We start from the raw sequence: 21,680 nt of genomic DNA, 5'->3' as shown, positions 1-21,680 counted from the left end.
CGAGGAAGAGCAGATGACCGGCTCAGGTCTTACCCGAGGCGACGAAACCCAGATGAGGGAACGAAGATCCAAGACGCATCGGCCGCTGATGTCGACGCTGACGCTACTCACCCACGCGGCCGGGACGCTGCCCTCCCCCCGGGTCGCGAACGTGCTCGCCGAGTTCGCTCACGGCGATGCGGCGGCGCTGCGAGAGCTGACAGCGCATCTCCGGCCTCGGCAACTGCAAGGCGAGGAATCGCTTCCCTCCACGCTCCCCTTCGTGCCGGCGATGACCGAGGAGGTCACCCTCGCGGGTTACACGCCCGCCGAGCGCCGCGTCCTGCTCCGCGCGGCTCTGGACCTGACCGGGGACGCGTCGGTGATCCTGGACGCCGCGGCGGTCGATGCGGGCGTTCTTCTGCTGGGACCTGTGCAGGCGTGCCTGTCGATCGAGAACGGCCGCACGGTGTTCCAGGACGGCCGACTGCGTTCGCTCCTCGTGAGCGACGCGACCGTGCCGGAGCGACTGGAGGCCCACGCGGACCTCGCCCGAGCGACGCGTCGCATGGGACTGGAGGCCGCCGCGCTCCTGCATCAGCAGCGCGGCGGGCTGGGCGAGGCCAGGACGGTCGCGCAGGGCCTGGTCCGCGCGGCCGGGGAGCAGCTGCGCCGGGGGTTCACCGAGAACGCGGCCACCCTCGCACGAGGGGCGATCGAGCTCACCGAGCCGACGACCCTCGCCTCGGCCCGCTCGATTCTCGGCCGCGCCGCGTTCTGGAACGGTGCCTTGGAGGAGGCGAAGGAACACCTCGATCCCGTCCGTGACGCCGCTCTGCACGATCTGATCGACGCGATCCGCATCGGACCCTCCGAAGACCTGCCCCCGACCAGACGCGCCCAGGCGGTGACCCGGATGCTGGAACAGGTCGCCGAGACGGACGCCGATCAGCGCACCCTCGCTCTCATCGGGCGCATCGGGGACCACTGGCACGCCGGCGAGGCAGAGGACGCGGACTCGCTGTGCGCCCGCTTGTTCCTCTCCGCCCACGCCGGACAGGACGCCACCGGGTGGAGGCCGGGCAGCGAACGGCTCACCCCGCTGACCCTCGCCCAGGTGCGCAGCATGGAGGTCGGGCTTCAGATCCATGCCGGAGACCTCACCGGCGCCGCACACACCCTCGCCTACGCCATCAGGACCTGCCCTATGGAGCATGCCGCGGCCGGAGTCGTCCCCCGCTACATCGCCCTGTTCGCGGCGAAGGACATCCCCTTCGAGACCGACCTCTCCCTCCACTACGACCGACTCCTGCGGCAGCGCGACTCCACCCCTTACGAGGCGGACGGCGCCGTGACCGGCGAACGATCCCTCGCGGCCATCCGCACCCATCGCACCCATGCCCCCGCCACGCATATATGGCACACCACGGATTTCTCGCCCCGGCAGCGCGACGTCGCCCGTCTTCTTCTCCAAGGGCTCACCAATCGCGAGATCGGGGCAACCCTCGGAATATCCGAGCGCACCGTCGAAGTGCATCTTCATCTTGTCTATCGAAAGGCCGGCGTCCGCACCCGCGCCGAATACCTCAGCCAAGCGATGCGCACGGGCCCACGCTAAGCAGAAGAGAGGATGCGCACACGAAAGAGTTGGCTCCCGAGAAGTGGGACAACACCTCTCGGGAGCCAACTCCGGATATCACACGCGATTCAGTCCGCCGCGCGCCAGAGATACCAGTTGTTCCCCTCCCTGGCGATCTCCACGACGCCGTCGCATTGCTGCCTGTCCGTCTGGGGGAGTTTCTGCGGCCATCCGTCGTCACTGATCGCCGGCTCCAGCTGCGCGACGTCAGCGCCGACCGCCGAGCACCCTTCAAGAACAGGGATGCGGGTGGGCGAGACGAAGCGAACCATATACCCCGGGCCGTCGGTCCTGTTCGTGATCCGGATGTCCGTCGCATCCTCTGGGACCCACCGGGGACGATCGACGGGGGCGTCGTTGTCCCGGTGCATGTCCTCCGCGCTCTTGTATTCCACGGTCTGTCGGTGGGTGATGAGATCGACCGGGATGGAGCATCCGGACAGCGAGATCGTTCCGACGGTGACGATCATTGCGGCTGAGAAGACCAGGCACGATTTTGTGATGTGTCGCATGCAATAAGCCTAGAAAAGCGGCCGGCTGCACTCGTCATCCCAGAGGATGACTTCCTGTTCCATGGGAGGGACATGACATGAGCGGTCACCGGAACACATGCCAGCATCGCTCCTTGATGAGCCGCCGCCTCCCATTCAGCGAGCCTCAGTACCTCGTCACACGACGACGGCGCAGGTGTCCCAGTACGTCGCCGCGATCGACGAAGCCAGACCACCAGCAGAACCTAGATGGGCACCGTTCCCGCCGATCGCCGCTTGAGGCTCTGATCACTGCTGCACATCCTGCAGCAGTGCCGCCGAGCTCTGACGTCGACCGGGCACGGCTACGCCCCGATGACGGCGATGACGAACATCGTCAGCGCCAGAGTGCGCGACGATCGGCCGACGCTACTCCGCCCCGACGCTCGATGTGTCTTCCTTGCGAGCGACCTCCTCATCTCCGCCCCGTACCCGCGCCGGATCTTCACTGCCGTAGGAACCACGCCTCACGAGGCGATCAAGGTCGAGGTCGAGGCACCATGATCATCCATAATGGTCACGGAATCGCGATGAACGCCGACGCCTTCGACTCCGCCGACGGGCCTTCCACGAAGGAATGATGCATGTCATCCATGCGAATGACATGCATCCCTCTATATGCGACGCGAGAAGGATTCGGCGTCCCGACATGGCGCATACCGTGGTCCCGATGAGCAATGACTCGAAAGCCGTCAGACGGCAGAACACCCGCGGCCACCTCACTCCCGATGCTGTGCCCCGGCAACGCTGGGCCTTCCTCGACACGCTCCGAGGGTTCGCTCTGGCCGGCATCCTGCTGGTGAACTCCCTGGACATCTCCCGGCTCGGCTACGAGAACACCACCCTCGAGCCCGACCCGACCCGGGAGATCCTCTACCTCACGGTGCAGACGCGCTTCGTACCGATCTTCGTCGTTCTCTTTGGCATGAGCCTCTTCCTGATTCTCCGGGGCGCTCGAGAACGAGCACCCCGGCCGTGGCTGCCGCTCGTGCGCCGGCTGGTCACGCTCGCTGCGATCGGCGGACTGCTGATGCTCGTCTATCCCGGAAACATCCTCGTCGAGTACGGCACGGTCGGCCTCGCCATCCTCCCCGCCGTCCTCTTCGCCCCTCGGTGGCTCGTCCTAGCCTTGGGCATGGTCGGCACGTCTCTCGCGTACGCGCTCCTCGGTGGCGGCTTCGCCGCAACCCCGGGGCTCATGCTGCTCGGAGCCGCAGCAGCCGCCTACGGAGTACCTGCGATCCTCGAAGCCGGTGGAAGAGGAGTTGCCATCGTCGCTTTGGCCACGGCCGCCCTCGCCATCCCCGCCATCATCTGGCAGCTCACTGAGCCAGGCGACCCCCGCTTCACTCTCGCCGGAGGCGTGGCCGGGCTCGTCCTCGCCGTCGCATACACCATGCTCCTCTCCGCACTGTGGCGAACTCCGGCCCGCCGCACCCTCTCCGCCGTCTTCGACTCGCTCGGGCGCATGGCGCTGACGAACTACGTCACCGGCGCGTTGCTCGTCGCCGCCACAGCGGCGGTCGTCGACTTCACCCGCATGCCCTCCGCCTGGCCTGCCGTCGCCATGAGCCTCGTCATCATCGCCGTGCAGTCGCTCGCGAGCCGCGCCTGGCTCAGCCGGTTCTCCTACGGCCCCGTCGAATGGCTCCTGCGGATAGCCACCTGGGGCCGACCGGTCTCTCTTCGACGAGACCGCTCGTCGATAAGGGGAACCGCGTAGCCTAGTCGGGTCGCAGGAACGACACTCGGTATCGTCGGCGTCAAGAGCCTGCCACCTGGAGGATCCATGACGTTGACCACACGCCCGAATACCCCGGCATCGGTGAAGGTGGCCTTCTGGGTGCTCCTCGTCTCCATCGTCCTCGACCTCCTCACCGTGGTCCTCACGCTGCTGAGCGTCACGGTGCTCGCCGTCGCAGACCGGTCGCTTGAGGTCGACGGAGAGACCCTGTCCGGCCCTCTCCTGTTCATGACTCCCACGCTTCGCCTGATGATCGCGATCGTGCAGTTGACGCTTCTCGGAAAGCTCAGGCGCGGGGACAGCCGCGTCCGGATCTTCTTCACCGCCCTTGAGGGCATCAGCCTTCTCGGCCTGACCACACACCACGACACCTTTGACATCGCCGCCGCCACCGTCGGAGTCGTCGCGATCGCGCTGCTCTGGCTGCCGGCTTCGAACGCGTTCTTCCGTCGGCGCTGACCTCGCTCACGACCGCACCGGGCTCATACCCCGCACACTGGTGAATTCTGCCGGAGCACGGCAGCAGCTGGTCCCGAACCCGCTCTCCTCCGCGATCCGCTCGACCCCGAGATCCATCCGCTCCAGCAGACGCCGGGCATGGAGCACGCGCTGCCGCGTGAGCCAGACCGCCGGGGTCATGCCGTGCTCCGCCTTACCCCCCCCGCCCCGATCGCACGGGTCAGCTCCCGAGCACTCGCTCGTAGACCGCGATCATGGCCGCGGTCCGAGAGGACTGGCGGAACTGCGTGGCGACCTCCGGATCCGGTGTCGGCGCCGCGCCCGCCGCGATGTCCGCGACCGCGACGCGCAGCGTACGGGCCAGGGCGGCGACCCTTGTCCGCTCATCCGCTCCGCCCTCCGGCACCGTCCACTGCCCGCCACGCAGCTCGCCCGCGATGTCGGGATCGCTGACGATCGTCGGGGTGCCGAGGGTCGCCGCCTCGAACGGGGTCATCCCCTGGGTCTCGAAGCCGATCGAGGTCTGCACGACCGCGTCGGCCGCGGCCATGCGCGCGAGCACCTCGGGATAGGACAGGCGGCCGAGGAAGCGGATCCTCGGCCGCCCGGCGCGCGCCGCGATCCGCTCCGCCGCCTTCCGCTGCGCCCCGCCGCCGACGATCTCGACCTCGGCCTCGACGTCGGAGGCCACGACGGCCTCGAGAAACGGCAGCAGCCGCTTCTCCGGGCTCATCCGCCCGAGCCAGACGAGCCGCGGCGGTCCCGGCTCCCGCGCGGCGGGCACAGCGGCCAGTACCTCGGACAGCACCTCGTCGTCGATCCCGTTCCAGACCACGTCCACGGACGGGAAGACGCCGTGCTCCTCCAGCCGGCGCGCGAAGTGCCCCGAGGGCGCGGTCACCGCGCGCGACTCGGCGGCGACGCCGCGCAGGTACGACCACCCGTCCCTCCCCGAGGGCTGGTCGCCGATCCCGCGCAAGGCGCTCCGGCGCCAGGCGTTGAGGGCCGTCAGTACCGGACGATGCATCGGCGTGACCGCCTGGATGCCGACATCGACGCGGTTGTGCATCGTGTGCACGGCCGGGACACCGTGCCGGTGCGCGAAACGGTGCCCGATGAAGGCGCCCCAGAAGTCGGCCTGCACGTGCACGAGATCCACCGGCGGACGGGAGGCGAGCGCGCGGTCGAGGATCCGGTCGGTGCGCCGTCCCGGCCAGGTCATGGCGTACTCCCGGTCGGCCGTGATCGGGAACGAGGGCAGGTCGAGGTACGAGGGATCGACGGCGCCCGACCGGCGGCGCTCCGCGGCCCTGTGCCCGTGCAGCTCCGGCGCGACGACCGAGACGGTGTGCCCCGCACGCTCCAGGTACTTCCGCTGAAGCCGCATCGACACCTGTGCGCCGCCGAGCGACTCGAGGTGCTGATCGCCGAAGAGGACGACGTGCACGGCTACTCCGGCAGGGGTTCGCCGCGGTACAACGCCTCGAACGTGTCGAGGGTGCGCGTGATGTCATGCACGATCACGCCGTCGAGGGAGGCGCGCTGCATCCGCTCGTACTCGGCGGGATCCGCGGTCAGCACACGGGTGAGACGGTCGGCGAGGGCGCCGACGTCACCGGGCGGGAACAGGTAGCCGTTCTCGCCGTCGTGCACGAGATGCGGAAGCGCGACGGCATCGGCGGCGACCACCGGCAGCGCCGAGGCCATCGCCTCCATCGTGGCGATGGACTGCAGCTCGGCGATCGACGCGATCGCGAACACCGAGGCACGCGAGTACAGGGCGCGCAGCTGCACGTCCGAGATCCGCCCGTGGAAGACGACCCGGTCGCCGAGGCCGAGCTCACGGGTCAGGTTCTCCAGGCTCTTGCGCTGGTCGCCGCCGCCGACGATGTCGAACGACACGTCCAGCCCCGGGTCGAGCGTGGTGATCGCACGGAGGATCACGTCGATCTGCTTCTCGGCCGTGAGCCGGCCGACGAAGATGATCCGGTTCTTCTCGCGCGGCGCGATCATCGGCTCGTACTGCGAACGGTCGATGCCGCAGCTGACCGGGATCACCTCGCCGACGTCGATCGTGCGTTCGAGGAAGTCGGCGGCCTTGCGCGTCGGCGTCGTGATCGCCCTGGTGAGGCGGAGGGTGCGCTGCGCGTCGCCCCAGGCGAGCCGGACGAAGAGGCGGTTGAGGAACTCCGGCAGCGTGGTGTGGTCGAGGATGTTCTCGGCCATCACGTGGTTCGTGGCGATCACCGGGATGCCACGCCGATGCGCGATGCGCGACAGACCACGCCCGATCACGATGTGCGATTGGATGTGCACGACGTCGGGCCTGACCTCGTCGAGCACCTTGCGTGCGTAGTGCTTGGAGCGCCAGGGCCAGACGAACCGCAGCCAGTCGTGCGGAGGCCAGCGCACCGACGGCAGGCGATGCAGCGTCATCGCCTCGCCCTCGATCACCTCGGTGCGGGCACGGGCGGTGCGGTAGGCCTGATTCGGCGCGACGACGTGCACGTCGTGGCCGCGCTGGACGAGGCCGGCGGCGAGCCGTTCTGCGAAGCGCGCGGCGCCGTTGATGTCGGGGGCGAACGTGTCGCAGCCGAGGAGGATGGTCAGCGGCGCTGCGGCGGAGACGGCCTGGGGCTCGGGATCGGCCGAGGTCGAGCGGTCGTCGGGAGGAGTCACGTGTGCTGCCTTTTCTGGGCCTCGGTCAGGGAAACGTTGCCGGGGTCGGGCGGAGGCCACTCTACCTGAGGCGCCCTCGGCCGCCCCGGCACCGCTCCGGAGCACGTCGGATCCCGGCCGCGTCCTGTCGCTTCGCACGACAGCGATCGTCGGCGCATTCCCATGATCCGCCGCTACCGTGAGGGCATGCGCCTGACCGCCGACGCCGACCCCGACCTCTGGCTCCCTGTGACCGGCTCCCTGGGCTTCCGCGGCCGCCGGCACCGCAAGGCCGCGATCCGGATGCTCCTGGGGCAGGCCAACACGGCGGCGGGCGCGGCCGCTCGTCCTGGCTCGGGCTTCGCCGCCTGGGCCGTGAGCCAGGCGACGCCGTTCCTGATGCGCAAGGCCGATGGGCGTGTCCTGGTGTGGACGTGGCGGGCGGAACCCGAGCTCATCGTCGCGATGGCATCCGCGCAGGAGCTGACCCCGCAGGTGCGCGCCGCCCGCGCGATGATGCCGATGGAGTACGACGACACCGAGGACTTCCGCACCCCGTATCTCGGGGCAGGAGAGAAGCTCGTCGTCCCGATCCCGCCCTCCCCGCAGTCGCCCCCGTTCGCCACCTACACCTGGGACACCGGGACGCATCTCGTCACGCTCCAGGCGGTGTGCGGAGACCGCGAGCGGTTCGGCACGGTGATCGGCGCCGTGGACGACCTCGCCCGGACGCTGCGCACGGCCGGCGACATGACGATCGGCGAGTCCGGTCCCGTCCTTCGCCTGCCTCCGGCCTGACCCCTCGGGAGTCCCTCTCCCGGTCTCTCCGTTCTGCGTCACCGTCTCCTGCACCGCCTCGCGGCGTCACAGGCTGTCCACAGATCCCACCGGGAGGGCCCCCACGACGGTCGTCCCGGCCATGCTCGAAGGAGTCGAGACCGGAGGACGACATGGACGAACGCCAGAGCTGGACCCTCATCGGCGTGTTCGCCGCGGCCGTGCTCGGCGGGATGGCTCTCGTCACCGCACAGTTCAACCGCGTGATCCGTGCCGAGCTGAGCGGGACCCGCGGCGAGATGCACGGCATGCTCGGCGAGGTCCACACCCGGATCGATGCCGTGGACATGCGTCTCGCGCGCATGGAGGACAAGGCCGACGACCTCGACAGGGAGATGACGAACCTGGCGGTCCGTATCTGGCGTTCGCCCTGAGCCCGCGACCTCAGGCCAGCGCCCGGACAGGTCCCCGCAGCACGACACGGTCGATCGCGAACGCCCCCGCGCCGGTGAACACGAGGGCGAGGGAGGCGCCACCGAGGAGCGCCACGAACTCGTATCCGCCGTTGCTCACCCAGAGCCCGGCGGGAAGGTGGACCAGGACGATCGCCCCGACCATGTCCACGGCAAGCAACAGCGCGACGGGCCGCGTGAGGAGCCCGACGACGAGCAGCAGCCCGCCGATCAGCTCCAGGAAGGCGATGAAGGGGCCGACGACCTCGGGCAGCGGTGCCCCCATCCCCGCGAACGCCTGGACGGTGCCGGGGATGGTGAACTCGAAGACCTTCTGAGCACCGTGAGCGACGAAGATCGCGCCGACGACGACGCGCAGGATCAACAGTCCGAACGACGCAGACGGACGGCCGGTGGTGGTGGTCGACATGAGGAAAGGGCTCCTTCGTTGCAGGACACCGCGTCGGGCGCGGGCGCGGGAGCGAGAGCCCCCGGGGCGTCCACCGTACGGAAAAGAACTTATGTCCTGTCTGAACAGCGTCCAAATATGACGCGGGCGGCGCACCCGTCGTCAGACCATGCCGCGCGGACATTCCTTTCCGAAACCGCTCGCGCATAACCGAGCACTGTCGCGATCATTTTGCGAACAATCCCTGGATCAGGCCGACTCCCGTACCGCGAACCCTGATAATTTCCTGATCATGCCGGCCTCGAAAGCGTCGCATGCGCTGAGTCGAAGAAGATTTCTCGCGGTCGCCGGACTGACCGGGGGCATGATCACGGTCGGCTGTCTCGAGGCCGAGCCGGCCAACGCCTTCGGTGCACGGACCGTCACCGCGTCGGTGGCTCCCCCCGCGACGCTTCCGCCGTCGGCCATCGTGAAGTCGGCTGTTCCCGCGCTCGACGGCAAGCGGGTCATACAGTCGATCTCCTTCTACACGCCCATCTGGTCGGACGCCGACGCGGTCTACGTCGCCGATTCCCTGCCCGTCACCGATCTCGACGCGATGAGCGTGGTCATCCGCTATCCGAAGAGCGGCACTCCTGCCGACGGAACGGTGACCCAGCTGGGCGTGTTCCCCCACGCCCACGACAACCAAGGCCATGCGAGCGGGAGCGTGACGGTGACGGATCGGGGCACGGTTCTCGCGACGGCGGCGACCCACCCGCTTCCCAGCATCTCGACCGGCATCAAGCTGTTCGCCTCGGACGCGAAGCACGACGTCTCCTCCTTCACCCTCCTCCCCTCGCTGACGGGACAGGGGGACTCGAGCTCGTATCGTCGTTTCTTCCGCGACCCGCATTCGGGCGCGACGTACCTTCTCGCCCGCGGCAGTCAGTGGCAGGCGATCCTGTACCGCTGGGATGAGGATCGGCAGATCTTCCGACGGGTCGACCGCCCCGGCACGCTCCCCCTCGGAGACGGCCTCGGCGACGGTCTCAACGACCGCTCCACGGGCGGCTACGGCCATGAGATCGCGTTCTCCGCGCCGGCGGGCGCCGACCAGCCCCCGACCATGTGGTGCGCTCCGGAGTTCGTCATCAGCGGGACCCAGCAGGGCGTTCCGAACATCCGCACCGGGTCGCCCCGTCGCGACATCTCATTGATGCGTTCCGACGACGGAGGGCACACCTGGCGTAACCCCGTGACGAACGCCGTCGTCGAGGAGCTGTTCCGGCCGACGGGCCCCGCGGGGCCAGGAAACGTCAACGTGGTCTTCCCCGCGCCGCCCTATGACCAGACCAAAGACGACTATTACTACAACTACAACGCGACGCTCTCCCGGGTCGGGGTCGCGGCCAACGGGCACCCGGTGGTCGTCGCCGCGTGGGCGAATCCCGACGAGTTCCCCGGCCTCAACGAGAACGTCAGGATGCACCGCTCCCTGTGGGCCGCGACGCTCGACCCTCAGACCGGCGTGCTGACGAGGACCAAGCTGCTCCAGAACACCGAGATGCCGAACGACGCCGTCTCCCGATGGAACAACGTCGGCGATCCGACGCTCGCCTATACCAAGTCCGGAACGATCGTCGTCGTCGCCTGCGCCACACACGGCGGCGGCAACACGCCGGCGGGATTCAGCAAGACATATCTCTTCACCAGCGAGGACGGATATGCCTGGCGATCCTACGTCATCGAGAGCTCCCCCGCGTTCCCTCGCCCCGGCATCACCGGCGCCTACATCGACCCCGAAGGGCTCGAGCGCGACGGCGTCGTCCGCCTCTACCCCACCTACTCGGCCGGCACGCAGGATGCGGAGGTCTGGGAGGTCACGATCCCGGAGGTCTCCTCTCTCGCTCGACGCCCGAAGGCTCCCGAGGCGCCGCTGCTGTCCGCCCGTGGGTTCGACGGGCGCATCGATCTCAGCTGGATCACTCGTTCCGACGGCGGCTCGCCGATCACCGGCTTCTCCCTCTATCGCTCCGCCACTCACTCCGACCCTGCGCGCGGCGGGACGGGCATGGGACAACGCTCCTACATCCGGGGCGGCATCGACCTCCTGCGCCCCAACGGGACCGACTACTGGTACTGGATCTACGCCAAGACCGCCCATGGCGCATCGATCGCATCGAACGTGGTGAAGGTCAGCGCCACGGCGGCGACGCGCGCACTTCCCACCCCGACCTCCACCACACCGACGCAGTGGTTCCGAACGGATGACTTCGCAGGGCGCACAGCGCTCGACTCCATCGGCACGTGGACCTCGTCGATCGCCGATCCGACCGGCGTCAGACAGGCCGCGATCGCGTTCCAGGCGCCGACGAGCAACGGCTGGTTCAACGGCACCGACTCCCGCCCCCGGCTCATCGCCGACGGACCCAACGGATCACCGGCGCTTCGCTTCAGCAGAGCGGACGTGTCCCGACTCGTGGTTCCCTCGGCCGCCGGGACCTCGGCGAAGGGACTCACCGTGCTGACCGTGGCCCGGATGACCGATCACAGCGCATCCGCGTTCATCGCGAACGCCGACGCCTCCGGCGCCATGGTCGGATACGGGCCGTACTCGCGCGTGAGCCATCAGGGTCTGGACATCCGCTTCGCGGATCCCGCCGGCGACGCCGGCCGTGACTCCGCGCTCCGCGGCCGCACCGTCCACACGACGATCGGCGTCGGCCCGTGGAAGGTCTTCGTCACACAATGGCGCACTCCGTTCAATCGGCGCTTCGCCTCCGGGCAGATCAATCGTTGCCTCGGCGGCGATCCGGTCGAGACCCCCTACAACGAGCTCCTCTACGACCCCGCTTCGGAGGCGCCTCTGGTCACCGCGAGCGCGCCGCTCGAGTCCGCCCCGTGGATGACCATCGGTGCCGTTCAGGACACGACGGGCGAGACGCTGACCTCTGCCGTCGACATCGCCGAGGTCCTTCGCTTCGACACGGTGCTCACGAGACCGCAGATCCGTCAGTGGGTCGAATACCTCCTGGCCGTGCACGGCCTCCCCATGACCAACGCCATCCCCCTCGACACCGGCGAGCCCTGGGACCCGATGACCGATCCTCGTCCGTGTCTGCCTGAGCCGAACAGGTCGCTCGATCCGCACTCCCGCTGCACGAGCATCCCGCTGGCGTGACGGCGCCCGGGGTCGCATCGGCACGCAGAGACGGCCTACTCCCCCAGCCCGTCTGCCGATGCGGCTGCGGTCTCGCCCGTCCGCCCACTCCAGAGCGCCGGCGACGGTCAGCGGTCGGTGTCGTCGGGATCGCCGGCGGGGGCGATCCGCGGATGCCACAGCACCACCTCGGTGGATCGGCGGATCCGGCGCCCGGACGGGACCGTGACCACCTGGCCGGTCGTCCCCGCGGCGAAGATGCGCACCCCGGGACGGCTCGCGCGCTCGACGCGCAGCGCCTCTTCGAGCTCCGCCACCCGGCGACGCAGGCGACGGGTCTCGTCCTCGAGATCGAGCAGCCGCGCGATCGCGGGCAGGCTCATGCCCTCGCTCGAGAGCTGGGCGACCTCACGCAGCTGCTCGATGTTGCGAGTCGAGTACCGGCGCGAGCCGCCCCGCGTACGACCGGGCACGACGAGGCCGATGCGGTCGTACTGGCGCAGAGTCTGCGGATGCATGCCGGCGAGCTCCGCCGCGACGGCGATGGCAAACACCGGGGTGTCGGCGTCCATCCGCCCCTCGTTCACGTCGTCACCTCCGATGTCATCGCAGAGCCTGCCCGGACGGACGCATCGCGATCAGCCCCGCGCCTGGGAAAGGAGGTCGGCCCGCGGGTTCTCCGCGGGCTCGAGCTCGTGGAAACGCGCGAGCGCCTCCTTCGCCGCCTCGTCGAGATGCGTCGGGACGGCGACCTCGAGCTGGGCGAGCAGATCCCCGGTCCCCTTGGCACTCGTCACGCCGCGCCCCTTCACACGCAGCACCCGACCGGACGGCGTTCCTGGCGCGACCCTGAGCTTGACGGTCTCGCCGCCCAGTGTCGGCACCTCGATCGTCGCGCCGAGCACGGCCTCGGTGAAGGTCACCGGGACCGTCATGCGCAGGTTGAGCCCGTCACGGGTGAACACGGGGTGCGCACGCACGGTCACCGAGATGACGATGTCGCCGCTCTCGCCGCCGTCCGGCGACGGACGACCACGACCGCGCAGCCGGATCTTCTGCCCGTCGGCCACTCCCGCAGGGATCTTCACCTTGAACGGCTTGCCGTCCTCGCCCTGGAGCGTGATCGTGTCGCCCTTCACGGCGGTGCGGAAGTCCAGCGTGGTGCGCGCAGTGACATCGGCGCCGCGCTGCGGTCCGCCGAAGCCTCGGAACCCGCCCGAGGGCTGCCCGAACCGACCGGAGCCGAAGGAGCCGCCCCCGCCGCCCTGGTTGAACATCGCGAAGATGTCCTCGAAGTCGGCGTTCTGACCGCGGCCCCGGTTGAAGCCGCTGAACACGTCCTCGAAACCGCCGTTGCCTCCGCCGCTCGCCGTGAAGCGGGCGCCGCCGGCACCCATCGCCCGGATCTGGTCGTACTCCGCGCGCTGCTCCTTGTCGCTCAGCACGGCATAGGCCTCGCTGATCTCCTTGAACCTCGCCTCTGCGGCGCTGTCGCCGGGGTTCGAATCGGGGTGGTACTTTCGCGCGAGCTTGCGGTAGGTCTTCTTCAGATCGCCGTCGGAGACGTCCTTGGAGACACCGAGGACCTTGTAGAAGTCCTTGTCGAGCCAGTCCTGGCTAGCCATCGATCACCTCGCTCCTCTGCACCCTCATCCGGTCCTGCGCCGTCACTCGGCGGGGACGGCGACGACGACCTTGGCCGGTCGCAGCTCGACCTCGCCCAGGCGATAGCCGACCTCGACGACCTCGAGGATCGTCGTCTTCTCGACGCCGGGGGTGGGCTGCTGGAAGATGGCCTCGTGCTGCTGCGGGTCGAACTCGTCACCCGCCGCACCGTAGGCGACCACGCCGAGCCGCTCGACCACGCCGCGGACCTTCTCGGCGATCACGGCGAACGGGGTCCCCTCCGTGAGGTCGCCGTGCTGCTCGGCGCGCGCCAGGTCGTCGAGCACGGGGAGAAGGCCCTTCGCGGCCTCACCCCTCGCCCGCTCGACCTCGACGACGCGCTGTTCCTCGGTGCGCCGGCGATAGTTGGCGTACTCCGCCTGCAGGCGCTTGAGGTCGCCGAGGAGCGCGTTCTCGGCGTCGACGATCGCGTCGTCGCCCGCTGCGGCATCCGCGCTCTGGGCGGCGTTCAGGATGTCGTCCACCGTGAGCTCCTCGCCCTCGGTCACGTCGTTCACCGTGGCGTCCTCCGCGCCGGGCCCCTGCGGCGCGGGGCCGGAGGCCTGAGCCTCCGACCCCTCGCCCTGGCCCTCAGCGGGAACGCTGTCGTTCTCGTCGAAGTCCTTGGCCGTCATTACTTCTTCTTCTCGTCCTCGTCCTCGACGACCTCGGCGTCGACCACGTCCTCCTCGGGGGCGGACGAGCCGCCCTCGGGAGCGCCGTCGCCAGCCGGGGTGCCCTGTGCGGCGTCGGCCTGGGACTGGGCGTAGATCGCCTCGCCGAGCTTGGTCTGCGACTGGTTGAGCTTGTCGAACGCGGCCTTGACAGCCTCGTCGTCCTCGCCCGCCAGCGCGGTCTTGAGCGCGTCGACATCGGCCTTGACCTCGGTCTTCACGTCCTCGGGGAGCTTGTCCTCGTTCTCCGAGATGAGCTTCTCGATCGAGTACGACAGGGTCTCGGCCTGGTTGCGGACCTCGGCCGACTCACGGCGCTTCTTGTCCTCGGCCGCGTGCTCCTCGGCCTCACGCACCATCCGGTCGATGTCGTCCTTGCTGAGCGACGAGCCGCCGGTGATGGTCATCGACTGCTCCTTGCCCGTGCCCTTGTCCTTCGCGGACACGTGCACGATGCCGTTCGCGTCGATGTCGAAGGTGACCTCGATCTGCGGGATGCCACGAGGAGCAGGGGCGATGCCGGTGAGCTCGAAGGTGCCCAGCGGCTTGTTGTCGCGCGTGAACTCGCGCTCGCCCTGGAAGACCTGGATCGCGACCGACGGCTGGTTGTCGTCGGCGGTGGTGAAGGTCTCGCTGCGCTTGGTCGGGATGGCCGTGTTGCGCTCGATGAGCTTGGTCATCATGCCGCCCTTGGTCTCGATGCCGAGACTCAGCGGGGTGACGTCGATGAGGAGGACGTCCTTGCGCTCGCCCTTCAGGACGCCGGCCTGGAGGGCCGCGCCGACCGCGACGACCTCGTCCGGGTTCACACCCTTGTTGGCCTCCTTGCCGGTCTCGCGCTTGACGAGATCGGCGACGGCGGGCATACGGGTCGATCCGCCGACGAGCACGATGTGCGCGATGTCGCCGACCTTGATGCCGGCCTCGCGGATCACATCCTCGAACGGCTTCTTGGTGCGGTCGAGGAGGTCCTTGGTGAGGTCCTCGAACTTCGCGCGGGTGATCGTCTCGGACAGCGACACCGGGCCGTTCTCGGTGAGCGAGAGGTAGGGCAGGTTGACGCTGGTCGAGGTCGAGGAGGACAGCTCCTTCTTGGCCTGCTCCGCGGCCTCCTTCAGACGCTGCAGGGCGATCTTGTCACCGGAGACGTCGACGCCGGTCGAGTCCTTGAACTGCTTGATGAGGTAGTCGACGAGACGCTGGTCCCAGTCGTCGCCGCCGAGACGGTTGTCTCCGGCCGTGGCGCGCACCTGGATCGTGGAGAAGTCGTCGTCCTTGCCCACCTCGAGGAGGGAGACGTCGAAGGTCCCGCCGCCGAGGTCGAAGACGAGGATCAGCTCGTCCTCCTTGCCCTTGTCGAGACCGTAGGCGAGAGCCGCAGCGGTGGGCTCGTTGATGATGCGCAGGACGTTGAGGCCCGCGATCTCGCCGGCCTCCTTGGTGGCCTGGCGCTCGGCGTCGTTGAAGTAGGCGGGGACGGTGATGACCGCGTCGGTCACCGTGTCTCCCAGGTAGGCCTCGGCGTCGCGCTTGAGCTTCATGAGGATGCGCGCGGAGATCTCCTGCGGCGTCCACTTCTTGCCGTCGACGTCGAAGGACCAGTCGGTTCCCATGTGGCGCTTGACCGAGGCGATCGTGCGGTCGACGTTGGTGACGGCCTGGCGCTTGGCGGTCTCGCCGACGAGCACCTCCCCGTCCTTGGTGAAGGCGACCACCGAGGGGGTGGTGCGGAAGCCCTCGGCATTGGCGATGACCTTGGGCTCGCCGCCCTCGAGGACGCTGACGACCGAGTTGGTCGTACCGAGGTCGATACCGACAGCACGTGCCATGTGTTTCTCCTTCGTGAGGCTGTTCGTGGGTTCTGGAAAGTCTGCGGACGACCCGGGGTCCCTGCCCCTCCGGAAACCTGAGTCGCGATGACTCAAGGATAGGGCAGCCTGGCGGAGCTGTCAAGAAAGTTGAGGCGCCTGGACTCAACTTCGGAGGGGCGTGAGCGTCAACGACCCCCGGGCGGGCCGATGAGGAGCAGCACTACGAAGAGCAGGACGACCGCGAGGAGGATCAGCAGCGCCAGCACCCACGGCCGCCTCAGGAACCACCGCATCGTGCGGTCGTACCACGTGCGGTCGCGCGGATCGTCGGTCTCGGCGAGCCGCCATGCCCCGTCGAGGCGGCCGGTGCGGTGCAGCCAGACCTCCACCGGGATCGTGGCGTAGGGGACGATCGCACTCGCCACCGCGAGCACCGCGACCCCGGGATGCCACCTCTGGTGGAACGCGAGCAGCACGGCCATCGCACCGTAGGAGAGGAAGACGAAGCCGTGGATCCCGCCCGCGATCGTGACGAGGACCGGGACGCCTCCGGCCGCACGGGCGATCAGCGCGCCGATCAGCAGGGTCCAGGTGATCGCCTCCGCGATCGCGAGGACGCGGAACAGGCGGGCGGGCGTCGTGAACACAGGCTCTCCTCGGATCGACACAGTCAGCGTATGGTTCCCGCCTATGACTCTGCCCTCTCTCGCGCCCCGGCGCGAGCCGAGCGGCCGCGGCACGGCGAGGACGCGGTCCCGCCGACCGGTCGACAGCCCGCCGGATGGCGCATAGAATCGGCGGACACCGGGAAGCGCCCCGGGATCCGAGGAAGGAGCGAACGATGAACACCGTCTTTGTCGCGCCCTTCGCCGATCCCCTTCTCTGACGAGGCCGCTCCGCACGCACGAGCGGCCTCCGCACTCCCGGAGCCCTTCTCGTGACATCCTCCTTCGCGTCGTCCGACGCCTTCTCCCCTCTCCCGTCCTCTCCGTCGTCTTCCGCGTCCGAGCCACACCCGGACGCGGAGGGCCTGGCCTTCGCCGACGTCGAGCTCGCCGACGGCCAGCGCTGGTCCACTTGGCCCGCCTCGACCCCGACCGAACGCGGCCCCGAGCCACGGCCGCCCTGGGTCGTGACCTCGGCCGGCGCCGTCGACACCGAGCTCGGCATCCTCAAGACCGGCAAGGAGGCGGACGTCTTCCTCCTCGAACGCGCAGTTCCCGGGGAACCGGCGCAGCGCTCGCTCCTGGCAGCCAAGCGGTACCGCGGCACGGAGCACCGCGACTTCCACCGTTCGGCGGTCTACTCCGAAGGACGACGCACCCGGAACTCCCGCGACGCTCGCGCGCTGGCACGGAAGTCCACGCATGGACGAGACGTCGCGGCCGCGCAGTGGTCCTTCGCGGAGTTCGAGGCGCTTCGCCGGATGTGGGAGCTCGGCGCGCCCGTCCCCTACCCCGTCCAGGTCAGCGGAACCGAGGTTCTCATGGAGTTCATCGGCGCGGACGGGATCGCCGCACCACGACTCGCCCAGGCCCGGCACGACCGGACAGATCTCGCCGATTCCTTCGCGCAGGTCGTCGAGATCATGCGCGTCTTCGCTCGGGCCGGGCTCGCGCACGGCGACCTCTCGCCGTACAACCTGCTCGTGCATCACGGGCGCGTGATCGTGATCGACCTGCCGCAGATCATCGACACCGTCGCCAATCCGCAGGGTCTCGATCTGCTGCACCGCGACTGCGTGAACGTGTGCGCCTGGTTCAGCCGGCAGCGGATCGCGTGCGACCCGGAGGACCTCTTCGCGGAGCTCGTGGCGGAGTCCTTCGGCTGAGGCCTGCGCGGGAGCGGGGCCGCGGCGGGTCAGCGGTCGAGGGCGTCGAGCAGGCGCGCGAGCGGCGGAGGGATCCGGGCGGGCGGGAGCGCGGCGATCACGTCGGCCGCGAAGCGGGCCTTGCGCCCGGCCGCGGTCCCGGCGAAACGGTGCAGCTGCGCCTCCACCGGACGCCCGCGCTGCGCGGGCTGCCCCTGGAAGACGCGGAAGAGGTCGAGCTCCGCCCTGGCCTCCAGCGTCGCCAGCACGGTCTCGGCGCCGGCGGCGCGGATCGCCTCGTCCTCCAGATCGCGGTCGCACCCGAAGCAGCCGAGGGCCTCCAGCACGGCGTCGTCCGCGGCCCCGGGCGCGCCGCCCGCGGAACCGCCTCCGCCCGCGGGACCGCCGCCGAAACGGGGACCGCCGCCGGAGCCGGGACCGCCGGCCGAGCCGTCGTGGCCCGGCACGGTCGCCGGGGCCGCGGCCGAGACCGCGGCAGGGGCGGGCGGCAGGGACAGAGCCGGAGGCGGGGACAGAGCCGGAGGCGGGGACAGAGCCGGAGGCGGGGACAGAGCCGGAGCCGAGGCCGGGACCGGCGGCAGCGTCCCGGCCTCGGCGAGCGCCCCTGCGACGTAACGGCGCTCGGCGACGTCGTAGAGCACGAAGACCCGTCGTTCCGCGAGCTCCGGCGAGACGAGCGCGGCACGGAGGTTGGTGATGCCGCCGAGCACGATGCGCTCCGCGGCAACGGTCGCTCCGCGCACGCGCGCAGCCGCCTCGAAGGCGAGGCGATCACTCTCGCCCTCGAACAGCACGGCCTCGGGCATGCCCGACGCTACCGGATCGCCGGCCGTCCTCCGGCGCGCCGCCACCTGTCGTTCACCCGGCACGGCCAGACTTCGGGCATGAGCACGCCAGAGCGTCCGGGCTCCCCTGCCGGCGATCCGCACCCGTCAGCGACGGCCACGAGCGGCGCGGTCGCCGTCGTCGGGCTCGACCTGCGCGGCGAGGAGCCGGCGACCAGGAAGCAGATCTACTCCTGGGCGCTCTGGGACTGGGCCACGCAGCCGTTCAACACCGTCATCCTCACCTTCGTCTTCACCGCCCTCTACCTCACGACCGATGCCTTCCTCCCCGCCTCGGTCGCCGCCCTCGATGACGGGGACCCCGCGAAGGTCGCCGCGATCGCGGACCTCACCAGCGGGCTCGGGCTCGGCTCGACCATCGCCGGGATCGCGATCCTGCTCATCGCCCCCGTGCTCGGTCAGCGTGCGGACGCGGCGGGGCGGCAGCGCCTCTGGCTGGGGATCGGCACCGGCGCACTGATCCTCTGCATGCTCGGGCTGTGGTTCGTGGAGCCGTCGCCCCCGCTGTTCTGGCTGGGCGTCGCCCTCATCTCGGCGGGGGCGGTCTTCGGCGAGATCGCGGCGGTGAACTCCAACGCCATGCTCATCGGCATCGCGACGCCACGGACCGTGGGCAAGATCTCCGGCCTCGGCTGGGGCTTCGGCTACATCGGCGGGATCGTCGCGCTCGTCCTCGTGATCGTCTTCTATACGTCGGGGTGGTTCGGGCTGTCCGCCGAAGGCGGGCTGCCGTTCCGGCTCATCGCGCTCGGCTGCGCGCTGTGGGCGATCGTCTTCTCGATCCCGATCTTCCTGAACGTCCCCGAGCCCTCGCTCGGCCGGCCCGAGCGCAAGGTCGGCTTCTTCGCGTCCTACGTCGTCCTGGTCCGGGACGTCGTGGGCCTCGCCCGCGAGCCGCGCACGCGGCCGACGTTCTGGTTCCTCCTCGCCAGCGCGGTGTTCCGCGACGGGCTCGCCGGCGTGTTCGCATTCGGCGCCGTCATCGCCAAGACCGTGTTCCACTTCGAGTTCCTGGAGCTCATGATCTTCGGCGTCGCGGCCAACCTCATCGCGGGGGTCTCGACGATCATCGCGGGCCATTTCGACGACCGCTTCGGCCCCAAGCGCGTCATCCTCACCTCGCTCGCCGCGATGGTGCTGTCGGGCGTCGCGGTGTTCCTGCTGGTGGACGCGGGCAAGACGGTCTTCTGGATCGGCGGGCTGATCCTCTGCGCGTTCGTGGGGCCCGCCCAGGCCGCGTCACGTTCCTTCCTCGCCCGCGTCACCCCCGCCGGCCGGGAAGGGGAGATCTTCGGGCTCTACGCGACGACCGGACGCGCCGCGAGCTGGATGGCATCGAGCGCATGGACCGTCCTCATCGTCGCCACGAGCGCGACGGCCTTCGGGATCCTCGGGATCGTCCTGGTGCTGCTCCTCGGCTTCCTGCTGCTGCTCCCGGTGCGCGAGCGGATCTCCTGATCGCTCGGCCAGCCCCCCCGGTCGAGACCTCTGCCGAGGCAATCTCGTGCCGTCGGGCCGATTCACGTCTGTCGGCTCGGAGGCCCGAATCGGCCCGACGAACTTAATCCGACCGACAAAAGCGAGGCAGAGGGAGTGAGCCGAGCGGGAGAGCTCAGGCAGGCCAGTTGTCGGCGAGCTTGGTGAGGAGCCGGGCGAGCTCGGTCCGCTCCTGCGCCGAGAACACCTCGAGCGCCTGCCCCAGAAGCTCTCTCCGCTGACCGCGGACGCCGCGGACCAGCTTCCCCCCCTCGTCCGTCAGGGCGATCCGGGTGCGACGGGCATCGTCCGGATCCGCTTCCCTGCGCACCCATCCGTGCTCGACCCCCTGCTGCACGAGGCGGGACGCACGCGGCTGATCGACGCCGATCGCCTCGCCCAGGGCGCTGACGCTGAGGTCCTCCTTCGCGAGCGCCTCGAGCATACGGAACACCGCCGGTGCGCCGTGCCGCCCGGCGGGATCTCCCCCCCACGGACTCCGCCAGCCACCCCGCCCCACCCGTGGCCCATCACCGCGGTCGCGACCAGGCACCTCATGCAGACCGCCGTGAGCACCCGCGTGCGAACCGTGCGAGCCCCCCCGTCGGCCGCCGTGTCTTCCCGGCGCCTCGTGCGGGAGATCGTGGCCATGCGGTCCGGGACCGTGGGGACCGCGGCCGCGGCCGCGCAAACGGCCCAGGGCCGCCGCGATCGCCTCCACCGGATCGGGTTCCCCGCCCGCCAGGGCGTCATGGTTCGCAGAGGTCATGAGGCGATTTTACATGTTGCTTGACATGAGAACTATTTACATGTCAGACTGCATTCACATGCAATATGACAAGCAAAGGATCACCTCATGACCACCGAGAACACCGCCTCTGAGAACACCCCCGACGGCGTCGCTCCCGAGAACGCCCCTTCCCACGGCGCCGAGCGGCCGTTCGGCTTCTGGATCACCGCCGTCGACCGCCTCCTGCGCGCCGAGTTCGCCACCGCGTTCGAGCGCGAAGGGATCACCCGCCGCGACTGGCGGCTCCTGAACCTCGTCGACGGCACCGTGCCGGCCGGCCGGCCGCTCCGGGCGGAGAAGCTCCGCCGCCTCGTGGAGCTCGGCTGGGTCTCCCCCGACGACCACGGCTGGACCCCGACCGACGAGGGCCGTGCGGCGAAGGATCGGCTGGGCTCGATCGTCGACGACATCCGCGCCCGCGTCGCCGCCGCCGTCGAGCCCGAGGAGTTCGCCGTCATGACCTCCTCGCTCGAGAAGGTCGCCCGTGAGCTCGGCTGGCACGAGGGCATGCGCCTTCCTCGCACCGGCCGCGATCGCCGCGACTTCGGAGGGTTCGCCCGCCACGAGCACCACCATGGCGGACACCGGCTCGGCGCCGACAGCACCCGTCAGCACGGCCACGCGCACGACCACGGCGATGCCCGTCACACCGGCAGCGGCGAACGCTGCGGCCACCGCGCGCATCACGGCCGCCACGGCATGCCCGGTCACGGCCTCGGACCGCACGACGGCCGGGCCCGGCACCTCCACATCCACCTTCACGACTGATCACGGGACGCGTGTGCCCCGCCCGAACCGG

The 21,680-nt window shown here is 69.7% G+C and carries 20 protein-coding genes and 1 pseudogene; 9 read left to right on the top strand and 12 right to left on the bottom strand.

Annotated elements, in window-relative coordinates:
- Positions 1 to 52: 52 nt before the first annotated feature.
- A complete protein-coding gene (locus ACP15J_RS10905; RefSeq protein WP_424937013.1) occupies positions 53 to 1,597 on the top strand; it encodes a helix-turn-helix transcriptional regulator in 1,545 nt (514 codons plus the stop codon).
- Positions 1,598 to 1,686: 89 nt separating this feature from the next.
- Here ACP15J_RS10905 and ACP15J_RS10900 read toward each other — a convergent pair whose 3' ends face one another.
- The gene (locus tag ACP15J_RS10900) at positions 1,687 to 2,130 is read right to left on the bottom strand and encodes a hypothetical protein (protein WP_424937012.1); all 444 of its coding nucleotides are present in this window, start codon (positions 2,128 to 2,130) and stop codon (positions 1,687 to 1,689) included.
- Between the two features lie 688 nt (positions 2,131 to 2,818).
- On the opposite strand from ACP15J_RS10900, the gene ACP15J_RS10895 reads away from it, so the two are divergent.
- Together ACP15J_RS10895 and ACP15J_RS10890 are read left to right on the top strand one after the other, a co-directional pair.
- Positions 2,819 to 3,871 (top strand): DUF418 domain-containing protein, encoded by a 1,053-nt coding sequence (locus ACP15J_RS10895; protein ID WP_424937011.1) that lies wholly within the window; start codon positions 2,819 to 2,821, stop codon positions 3,869 to 3,871.
- Between the two features lie 72 nt (positions 3,872 to 3,943).
- Positions 3,944 to 4,351 (top strand): hypothetical protein, encoded by a 408-nt coding sequence (locus ACP15J_RS10890; RefSeq protein ID WP_424937010.1) that lies wholly within the window; start codon positions 3,944 to 3,946, stop codon positions 4,349 to 4,351.
- A gap of 6 nt (positions 4,352 to 4,357) precedes the next feature.
- Here ACP15J_RS10890 and ACP15J_RS10885 read toward each other — a convergent pair.
- The 3 genes and pseudogenes from ACP15J_RS10885 to ACP15J_RS10875 all read right to left on the bottom strand — a co-directional run.
- Positions 4,358 to 4,534, bottom strand: a pseudogene (locus tag ACP15J_RS10885) (helix-turn-helix domain-containing protein); the annotation flags it as partial.
- A 37-nt stretch (positions 4,535 to 4,571) separates the two neighbouring features.
- A complete protein-coding gene (locus tag ACP15J_RS10880; RefSeq protein ID WP_424937009.1) occupies positions 4,572 to 5,798 on the bottom strand; it encodes a glycosyltransferase family 4 protein in 1,227 nt (408 codons plus the stop codon).
- A gap of 2 nt (positions 5,799 to 5,800) precedes the next feature.
- Entirely contained in the window at positions 5,801 to 7,030 is a 1,230-nt protein-coding gene (locus tag ACP15J_RS10875; protein ID WP_424937008.1) for a glycosyltransferase, read from the bottom strand.
- Between the two features lie 186 nt (positions 7,031 to 7,216).
- Here ACP15J_RS10875 and ACP15J_RS10870 point away from each other — a divergent pair, with 186 nt between their 5' ends.
- The gene (locus ACP15J_RS10870; RefSeq protein WP_424937007.1) at positions 7,217 to 7,807 is read left to right on the top strand and encodes a hypothetical protein; all 591 of its coding nucleotides are present in this window, start codon (positions 7,217 to 7,219) and stop codon (positions 7,805 to 7,807) included.
- A 152-nt stretch (positions 7,808 to 7,959) separates the two neighbouring features.
- Positions 7,960 to 8,220 (top strand): hypothetical protein, encoded by a 261-nt coding sequence (locus ACP15J_RS10865; RefSeq protein WP_424937006.1) that lies wholly within the window; start codon positions 7,960 to 7,962, stop codon positions 8,218 to 8,220.
- Positions 8,221 to 8,230: 10 nt separating this feature from the next.
- Here ACP15J_RS10865 and ACP15J_RS10860 read toward each other — a convergent pair whose 3' ends face one another.
- Positions 8,231 to 8,668 (bottom strand): DoxX family protein, encoded by a 438-nt coding sequence (locus tag ACP15J_RS10860; RefSeq protein ID WP_424937005.1) that lies wholly within the window; start codon positions 8,666 to 8,668, stop codon positions 8,231 to 8,233.
- Positions 8,669 to 8,939: 271 nt separating this feature from the next.
- Between ACP15J_RS10860 and ACP15J_RS10855 the strand changes: the two genes are divergently transcribed.
- Positions 8,940 to 11,810: a fibronectin type III domain-containing protein gene (locus tag ACP15J_RS10855; protein ID WP_424937004.1), complete on the top strand. Its 2,871-nt coding sequence runs from the start codon at positions 8,940 to 8,942 to the stop codon at positions 11,808 to 11,810.
- Between the two features lie 107 nt (positions 11,811 to 11,917).
- Here the strand turns inward: ACP15J_RS10855 and ACP15J_RS10850 are convergent, their stop codons facing one another.
- The 5 genes from ACP15J_RS10850 to ACP15J_RS10830 form a co-directional block, all read right to left on the bottom strand.
- Positions 11,918 to 12,361 (bottom strand): heat shock protein transcriptional repressor HspR, encoded by a 444-nt coding sequence (locus tag ACP15J_RS10850; protein WP_424937003.1) that lies wholly within the window; start codon positions 12,359 to 12,361, stop codon positions 11,918 to 11,920.
- Positions 12,362 to 12,427: 66 nt separating this feature from the next.
- Positions 12,428 to 13,414 (bottom strand): DnaJ C-terminal domain-containing protein, encoded by a 987-nt coding sequence (locus tag ACP15J_RS10845; protein ID WP_424937002.1) that lies wholly within the window; start codon positions 13,412 to 13,414, stop codon positions 12,428 to 12,430.
- A 42-nt stretch (positions 13,415 to 13,456) separates the two neighbouring features.
- A complete protein-coding gene (locus tag ACP15J_RS10840; protein ID WP_424937001.1) occupies positions 13,457 to 14,089 on the bottom strand; it encodes a nucleotide exchange factor GrpE in 633 nt (210 codons plus the stop codon).
- Entirely contained in the window at positions 14,089 to 15,957 is a 1,869-nt protein-coding gene (dnaK, locus tag ACP15J_RS10835) for a molecular chaperone DnaK (RefSeq protein WP_424937000.1), read from the bottom strand. The genes ACP15J_RS10840 and dnaK overlap by 1 nt, the downstream gene beginning before the upstream one ends.
- A gap of 167 nt (positions 15,958 to 16,124) precedes the next feature.
- The gene (locus tag ACP15J_RS10830; RefSeq protein ID WP_424936999.1) at positions 16,125 to 16,586 is read right to left on the bottom strand and encodes a DUF3817 domain-containing protein; all 462 of its coding nucleotides are present in this window, start codon (positions 16,584 to 16,586) and stop codon (positions 16,125 to 16,127) included.
- A gap of 290 nt (positions 16,587 to 16,876) precedes the next feature.
- Between ACP15J_RS10830 and ACP15J_RS10825 the strand changes: the two genes are divergently transcribed.
- Positions 16,877 to 17,770, top strand: a complete 894-nt coding sequence (locus ACP15J_RS10825) for a serine protein kinase RIO (protein ID WP_424936998.1) — start codon at positions 16,877 to 16,879, stop codon at positions 17,768 to 17,770.
- A 29-nt stretch (positions 17,771 to 17,799) separates the two neighbouring features.
- On the opposite strand, the gene ACP15J_RS10820 is transcribed toward ACP15J_RS10825, so the two are convergent.
- Positions 17,800 to 18,576, bottom strand: coding sequence for a hypothetical protein (locus tag ACP15J_RS10820; RefSeq protein ID WP_424936997.1), 777 nt, complete (start codon positions 18,574 to 18,576; stop codon positions 17,800 to 17,802).
- Between the two features lie 78 nt (positions 18,577 to 18,654).
- Here ACP15J_RS10820 and ACP15J_RS10815 point away from each other — a divergent pair, with 78 nt between their 5' ends.
- The gene (locus ACP15J_RS10815) at positions 18,655 to 20,073 is read left to right on the top strand and encodes an MFS transporter (RefSeq protein WP_424936996.1); all 1,419 of its coding nucleotides are present in this window, start codon (positions 18,655 to 18,657) and stop codon (positions 20,071 to 20,073) included.
- A gap of 154 nt (positions 20,074 to 20,227) precedes the next feature.
- Here the strand turns inward: ACP15J_RS10815 and ACP15J_RS10810 are convergent, their stop codons facing one another.
- Positions 20,228 to 20,545, bottom strand: a complete 318-nt coding sequence (locus ACP15J_RS10810; RefSeq protein WP_424936995.1) for a MarR family winged helix-turn-helix transcriptional regulator — start codon at positions 20,543 to 20,545, stop codon at positions 20,228 to 20,230.
- Positions 20,546 to 20,947: 402 nt separating this feature from the next.
- Here ACP15J_RS10810 and ACP15J_RS10805 point away from each other — a divergent pair, with 402 nt between their 5' ends.
- Entirely contained in the window at positions 20,948 to 21,649 is a 702-nt protein-coding gene (locus tag ACP15J_RS10805; protein WP_424936994.1) for a hypothetical protein, read from the top strand.
- The last annotated feature ends 31 nt before the right edge of the window (positions 21,650 to 21,680 follow it).

The sequence above is a fragment of the Microbacterium sp. S308A+ genome, from assembly GCF_049800815.1.
Taxonomy (GTDB): Bacteria; Actinomycetota; Actinomycetes; order Actinomycetales; family Microbacteriaceae; genus Microbacterium.
The sequence above is the reverse complement of the archived record's forward strand: the minus strand, read 5'-3'. Positions and strand labels throughout refer to the sequence as shown.

What these genes read in the sequence shown, in the direction of transcription:
- ACP15J_RS10815 (WP_424936996.1), top strand. Translation starts at nt 18,655, where the DNA reads ATGAGCACGCCAGAGCGTCCGGGCTCCCCTGCCGGCGATCCGCACCCG.
- ACP15J_RS10840 (WP_424937001.1), bottom strand. Translation starts at nt 14,089, where the DNA reads ATGACGGCCAAGGACTTCGACGAGAACGACAGCGTTCCCGCTGAGGGC.
- ACP15J_RS10870 (WP_424937007.1), top strand. Translation starts at nt 7,217, where the DNA reads ATGCGCCTGACCGCCGACGCCGACCCCGACCTCTGGCTCCCTGTGACC.
- dnaK (WP_424937000.1), bottom strand. Translation starts at nt 15,957, where the DNA reads ATGGCACGTGCTGTCGGTATCGACCTCGGTACGACCAACTCGGTCGTC.
- ACP15J_RS10900 (WP_424937012.1), bottom strand. Translation starts at nt 2,130, where the DNA reads ATGCGACACATCACAAAATCGTGCCTGGTCTTCTCAGCCGCAATGATC.
- ACP15J_RS10850 (WP_424937003.1), bottom strand. Translation starts at nt 12,361, where the DNA reads ATGGACGCCGACACCCCGGTGTTTGCCATCGCCGTCGCGGCGGAGCTC.
- ACP15J_RS10855 (WP_424937004.1), top strand. Translation starts at nt 8,940, where the DNA reads ATGCCGGCCTCGAAAGCGTCGCATGCGCTGAGTCGAAGAAGATTTCTC.
- ACP15J_RS10860 (WP_424937005.1), bottom strand. Translation starts at nt 8,668, where the DNA reads ATGTCGACCACCACCACCGGCCGTCCGTCTGCGTCGTTCGGACTGTTG.
- ACP15J_RS10905 (WP_424937013.1), top strand. Translation starts at nt 53, where the DNA reads ATGAGGGAACGAAGATCCAAGACGCATCGGCCGCTGATGTCGACGCTG.
- ACP15J_RS10820 (WP_424936997.1), bottom strand. Translation starts at nt 18,576, where the DNA reads ATGCCCGAGGCCGTGCTGTTCGAGGGCGAGAGTGATCGCCTCGCCTTC.
- ACP15J_RS10865 (WP_424937006.1), top strand. Translation starts at nt 7,960, where the DNA reads ATGGACGAACGCCAGAGCTGGACCCTCATCGGCGTGTTCGCCGCGGCC.
- ACP15J_RS10895 (WP_424937011.1), top strand. Translation starts at nt 2,819, where the DNA reads ATGAGCAATGACTCGAAAGCCGTCAGACGGCAGAACACCCGCGGCCAC.
- ACP15J_RS10845 (WP_424937002.1), bottom strand. Translation starts at nt 13,414, where the DNA reads ATGGCTAGCCAGGACTGGCTCGACAAGGACTTCTACAAGGTCCTCGGT.
- ACP15J_RS10805 (WP_424936994.1), top strand. Translation starts at nt 20,948, where the DNA reads ATGACCACCGAGAACACCGCCTCTGAGAACACCCCCGACGGCGTCGCT.